This window comes from Delftia sp. ZNC0008 (assembly GCF_000799035.1).
GTDB lineage: Bacteria > Pseudomonadota > Gammaproteobacteria > Burkholderiales > Burkholderiaceae_C > Comamonas > Comamonas tsuruhatensis.
Genome location: NZ_JTKZ01000413.1, coordinates 1 through 5827, shown reverse-complemented (window position 1 = coordinate 5827; position 5827 = coordinate 1). Strand labels below are relative to the sequence as shown.

General features: G+C 70.0%; 4 protein-coding genes and 1 pseudogene. All 5 read left to right on the top strand.

The genetic code is table 11. The features are described 5' to 3' along the window. On the top strand, positions 1-1079 hold a 1079-nt coding region (locus tag L995_RS13700), incomplete at its 5' end, for an ABC transporter permease (protein WP_047472288.1). Between the two features lies 1 nt (position 1080). Further along, the gene (locus L995_RS13695; RefSeq protein ID WP_017405871.1) at positions 1081-2211 is read left to right on the top strand and encodes an ABC transporter permease; all 1131 of its coding nucleotides are present in this window, start codon (positions 1081-1083) and stop codon (positions 2209-2211) included. Between the two features lie 53 nt (positions 2212-2264). Beyond that, complete coding sequence (locus tag L995_RS13690) at positions 2265-2798, top strand: hypothetical protein (RefSeq protein WP_016453976.1); 534 nt, start codon at positions 2265-2267, stop codon at positions 2796-2798. Between the two features lie 116 nt (positions 2799-2914). Continuing rightward, positions 2915-5224 carry a DUF3141 domain-containing protein gene (locus L995_RS13685; protein WP_047472286.1) on the top strand — a complete coding sequence of 770 codons (2310 nt, stop codon included), beginning with the start codon at positions 2915-2917 and terminating at the stop codon, positions 5222-5224. Continuing rightward, positions 5221-5827, top strand: a pseudogene (locus L995_RS13680) (bifunctional enoyl-CoA hydratase/phosphate acetyltransferase); the annotation flags it as partial. The gene L995_RS13685 and the pseudogene L995_RS13680, both read left to right, overlap by 4 nt.

The following is a 5827-nucleotide window of genomic DNA, read 5'->3' as shown; positions in this document are numbered from 1 at the left end:
CCGCGTTGCAACGCGACCCGGTGCGCGCCACGCTGGCCCTGGTGGGCTCGCTGATCCTGATGTTCGTGATGGGCTACGGCATCAGCCTGGACGTGGAGGACCTGCGCTTTGCCGTGCTGGACCGCGACCAGACCACCATCAGCCGCAGCTATGCGATGAGCCTGTCGGGCTCGCGCTACTTCATCGAGCAGCCGCCGCTGACCGACTACGACGCACTGGACCGCCGCATGCGCAGCGGCGAGCTGACCCTGGCCATCGAGATCCCCCCGGGCTTTGCGCGCGATGTGCTGCGCGGCGGCTCCGTGCAGGTGGGCGCCTGGTTCGACGGCGCCATGCCCACGCGCGCCGAGACCGTGCGCGGCTACCTGCAGGGCATCCACCAGCACTGGCTGACCGAGCAGGCGCGCGAGCGCCTGGGCGTGGCGCCGGCCGGCCTCATCGACATCCAGACGCGCTTTCGCTACAACCCCGACGTGCGCAGCCTGCCGGCCATGGTGCCGGCCGTCATGCCCCTGCTGCTGCTGCTTTTGCCGGCCATGCTGACGGCGCTGGCCGTGGTGCGCGAGAAGGAAAGCGGCTCCATCACCAACCTCTACGTCACGCCGGTCACGCGCACCGAATTCCTGCTGGGCAAGCAACTGCCCTATGTGGTGCTGGCCATGCTGAACTTCCTGCTGATGTGCCTGATGGCCGTCACCCTGTTCGGCGTGCCCGTGACGGGCAGCTTTGCCACGCTGGCCCTGGCGGCGCTGATCTTCAGCGGCGCCTCCACGGGCTTCGGCCTGCTGGCCTCCACGCTGACGCGCAGCCAGATCGCCTCAATGTTCCTGGTGCTGATCGGCACGCTGATCCCCACCACGCAGTTCGCAGGCCTGGTCGACCCCGTGTCCTCGCTGGAGGGCGTGGGCCGCGCCATCGGCGAGGTCTATCCGGCCAGCCACATGATCGCCATCAGCCGCGGCGTGTTCAGCAAGGCGCTGGGATTTCGGGAGCTGGCCGGCTCGTTCGGGCCGCTGCTGCTGTCCGTGCCGGCGATCCTGGGCCTGGCAATTGCGCTGACCAGAAAGCAGGAGAGCTGACATGCGCACCCGCCTTTTCTCCAACATCTACCGGCTGGGCGTCAAGGAGCTGTGGAGCCTGTGGCGCGACCCCGTGCTGCTGGTGCTCATCGCCTATGTGTTCACGGTCTCCATCTACACGGCGGCCACGGCCATGCCCGAGAGCCTGCACAACGCGCCCATCGCCATCGTGGACGAGGACGGCTCGCCGCTGTCGCAGCGCATCGCGGGCGCCTTCTATCCGCCGCAGTTCGCGCCGCCGGCCATGATCGACCGCACGCAGATGGACCCGGGCATGGACTCGGGCACCTACACCTTCGTGCTCAACATCCCGCCCAACTTCCAGCGCGACGTGCTGGCGGGCCGCGCGCCCGAGCTGCAGCTGAACGTGGACGCCACGCGCATGAGCCAGGCCTTCACGGGCAACAGCTATGTGCAGCAGATCGTCTCGGCCGAGGTCAGCGAGTTCGTGCGGCGCTTTCGGGGCGCCACCGCCCTGCCCGTGGACCTGGTGGTGCGCGCGCGCTTCAATCCCGCGCTGGACAAGGTCTGGTTCGGCGGGCTGATGCAGATCATCAACAACGTGACCATGCTGTCCATCATCCTCACGGGCGCGGCGCTGATCCGCGAGCGCGAGCACGGCACGGTGGAGCACCTGCTGGTCATGCCGGTGACACCGACCGAGATCATGCTGGCCAAGATATGGTCCATGGGACTGGTCGTGCTGGTCACCGCCTTTGCCTCGCTCAACCTCGTGGTGCGCGGCGCCCTGGGCGTTCCCATCGAAGGCTCTCAGCCGCTGTTCCTGGCAGGGGCCGCGCTGTGCCTGTTCGCCACAACGTCGCTGGGGATCTTCCTTGCCACACTGGCGCGCAACATGCCACAGTTCGGCATGCTGCTGGTGCTCGTGCTGCTGCCGCTGCAGCTGCTGTCGGGCGCCATGACGCCGCGCGAAAGCATGCCGCAGCTGGTGCAGACCATCATGCTGGCCGCGCCGACCACCCACTTTGTCGAGCTGTCGCAGGCCATCCTCTACCGCGGAGCGGGGCTGGACGTGGTCTGGAAGCCCTTTCTCGCACTGGCCGCCATCGGCTCCGTGCTGTTCGCCCTCACGCTCGCCCGCTTTCGCAAGACCATCGGCCAGATGGCCTGAGTTTCGTTCCGCCACCAAGGCATCTTTCCACGTCAACCAGCAAGGAGTTCCATATGAGCGCACAGACCATTCCCCTCCATCTGCTCAAGGCCCAGCTCGAACTGCAGCTGCACCTGAGCCGGCTGCTGCAGGAAAGCGGCCAGCAATGGCTGGAGCATGCCGCACGCAACGGCCCCGAGCGCATCGCCGAGACCGGCAACGAGATCGAGGGCGTGCAGCAGACCAGCAGCTGGCAGGAGCTGGCCACCCTGCCCGCCCAAGCCTTCTGGCGCCACGCCCACCTGCGCATGGGCCATGCCCAGGCCCTGGCCCAGACCGCCATGGCCAGCCAGATGACCCTGGCCCAGGGCGTGCAGCAGGCCGTGCACGACTGGCAGCAGCAGGTGGCAGCCACGCTGAGCGGCGGCGCCCAGGGCGCGGCCGACACTGCCGTGCCCTGGAGCGACCTGCTGGCGCGCTGGACCTCGGCCGTGCAGTCCATGGCCCAGTCCGTGACCCCATCCGTCACCCCGCCCGACCATGCGGCGCAGCAGCCCATTGCAGCGGCTGCCGCCGAAACGGCCCGGGACGCTGCCGCCCACGGCTGAAGAGCCCAGGGGCTGACACAAGCCGCACGGTCCCGCAGGCGCGGGGCCGTTTGGCGGCCATTCACACGCAATCTGCAAGCAGGGGGCAGGACATGCCCGTTAAAGGAGTGGGCCAGATGAACGAGCACCTCGATAGCCACGGCACCGTGGACGTGGGGGCACTGTGGGGCGATCCGCTGAAGCTGCCCCAGGCAGCTGCACAGTACGCCACCGATGCCTGGCAGCGCACGCTGCTGTATGCCGACATCCGGCGCCAGCGCGGCAACCAGTACCGCGCCCACCTGGCCGAGGAAGTGCCCAATGTGCTGAGCTTCCAGGCCGAGATCGTGATGTCCGGCCTGGAGCTGCCGCGTCCCGTCAACTACGGGCTGGCACGCATCGCGCCCATGGAGGGCACGGTCATCGACCCGGCCAAGCGCCCCTTCATCGTCGTCGATCCGCGCGCGGGCCACGGCCCGGGCATCGGCGGCTTCAAGCCCGACAGCGAGATCGGCGCCGCCCTCAAGGCCGGCCATCCCTGCTACTTCGTGGGCTTCCTGCCCGACCCCGTGCCCGGCCAGACCGTCGAGGACGTGATGCGCGCCGAGGCCGAATTCGTGCGCAAGGTCGCCGAGCTTCACCCCGAGAGCCGGGGCAAGCCCGCCGTCATCGGCAACTGCCAGGCCGGCTGGCAGATCCTCATGACGGCCGCCGTCTGGCCCGAGCTGTTCGGGCCCATCATCGTGGCCGGCGCGCCGCTGTCGTACTGGGCCGGCGACAACCCCATGCGCTACGGCGGCGGCCTCATGGGCGGCAGCTGGGTGACGGCACTGACCAGCGACCTGGGTGCGGGCCGCTTCGACGGCGCCTGGCTGGTGCAGAACTTCGAGAACCTCAACCCCGCCAACACGCTGTGGGAAAAGCAGTACCAGGTCTATGCCGACGTGGACACCGAGGGGCCGCGCTACCTGGGCTTCGAGAAGTACTGGGGCGGCCATGTCTTCCTCGAAGGCCGCGAGATGCAGTACATCGTGGACAACCTGTTCATCGGCAACCGGCTGGCCACGGCCGAGCTGACGACCTCGGACGGCGTGCGCATCGACCTGCGCAACATCCGCTCGCCCATCGTGGTGTTCTGCTCGCATGGCGACAACATCACGCCGCCGGGCCAGGCCCTGGGCTGGATCACCGACCTGTACCGTGATGACGAGGACATCGCCGCCCACGACCAGACCATCGTCTTCGCCACGCACGACAGCATCGGCCACCTGGGCATCTTTGTCTCGGGCGCCGTGGGCCGCAAGGAGCACCGCGAGTTCGCGGCGCACATCGACATCATCGACCTGCTGCCCGCCGGCATCTACCGCGCCGAGATCGCCGACCGCCCGGCCGGCGTGCCGCCGCAGGAGCTGACCGACGCGGCCTACCTGATGAAGATCCGCCGCAGCGACCTGGCCGAGGTGCGCGACATCGTCCGGCCCGACCCCGAAAGCGAGCGCCACTTTGCCGCCGCCGCCCGCGTCTCCGAAATCAACCTCGCCCTGTACCGCAACACCGTGCAGCCCTGGGTGCAGGCCCTGTCCACGCCGTTGTCGGCGCGCTGGCTGCAGGCCATGCATCCGCTGCGCGTGGGCTATGAATACTGGTCGGACTCCCACCCGCTGGCCCCTGCCGTGGCCCAGGCCGCCGAGCAGGCGCGCGAGGACCGCCACCCCGTCGAGCCCGACAACCCCTTCCTGAAGGCGCAGCAGGCCATGTCGCAGGCCGTGGTGCATATGCTGGACACCTACCGCGACCAGCGCGACGCCATGCAGGCGCGGCTGTTCCACGCCATCTATGGCTCGCCCCTGGTGCAGGCCCTGGCCGGCCAAAGCCGCCAGGACGACGGCCCGCCGCGCCCGCACCCGGGCGAATCGCCCGAGCACTGCCAGTACATGTGCCAGGAGCTGGCGCGGCTGCACGAAAGCGTGGCCCAGGGCGGGCTGTACGAGGCCGTCATCCGCGCCCTGTTCCACGTGCTGCGCGCCCGTGGCGAGGCCGATGAGCGCCACTTCCGCCACGCCTGGCGGCTGCTGCAGGACCACCTGGGCGGCGTGCCGCCCGACATGGCGCAGTTCCGCCGCATCGTGCGCCGCCAGGCCCTGCTGATGCAGCGCGAGCCCGACGCCGCCATGGCCGCCATCACCCAGTTGCTGGCCGCCTCGCCGGCGGCCGACATCCGCTGGGGCATGACCACGGTGGACGAGCTGGCCAACCAGGGCGGCAATCTCAGCGATGCCGAGCACCAGCGCCTGCTGCAGGCCATGGCGCATTTCGTGCAGGCGCTGGAGGTGGCGCAGGCCAGGGAGGCCCCCCAGGAAGCGGCCCCACCCGAAGCCCCGGCCGCCAGGCCCACCCCGCGCGCACCGGCCAGCCGCGCGCACACAGGTACCCGAAAGAAGCGATGAACCTCTCCCCTGCCTCCGATGCGGCCCTGCCGCCCGAAGACCTGGCCCTGCTGCGCAACCACAGCTTCGACGAGCTGGACGTGGGCGACAGCGCCAGCCTGGAACGCACGCTGAGCACCCAGGACCTGCGCCTGTTTGCCGCCCTGTCGGGCGCGGCCGTGGCCGACGGCGCTGGTGCCGGTGCCGCTGCCGGTGCTGGCACGGTTGCCGGCGCCGACGATGACGACACCGCCCTGATCGCCCACGGCATGTGGGGCGGCATGCTGCTGGCCTCGGTGCTGGGCACGCGCCTGCCCGGCCCCGGCACCACCCTGGTCGGCCAGACGCTGCGCTTTCTGGCGCCGCTGGCCGCAGGCGACCGGCTGACCGTGCGCGTGGAGGTGCTGGCCAAGCAGGCCGAGCAGCGCCAGGTCACGCTGGCCGTGGCCTGCACCAACCAGCATGGCGCCGCCGTGATCGAGGGCCAGGCCACCGTGCATGCGCCGGCCCGCCACATCGAGCGCCAGCGCACCAGCCTGCCCGAGATCCGGCTGGAGGCCGGTGGACGCGACGGCCTGCAGCGCCTGCTGGCCCATGTGGCCGGCCTGCCGCCCATCCACGCGG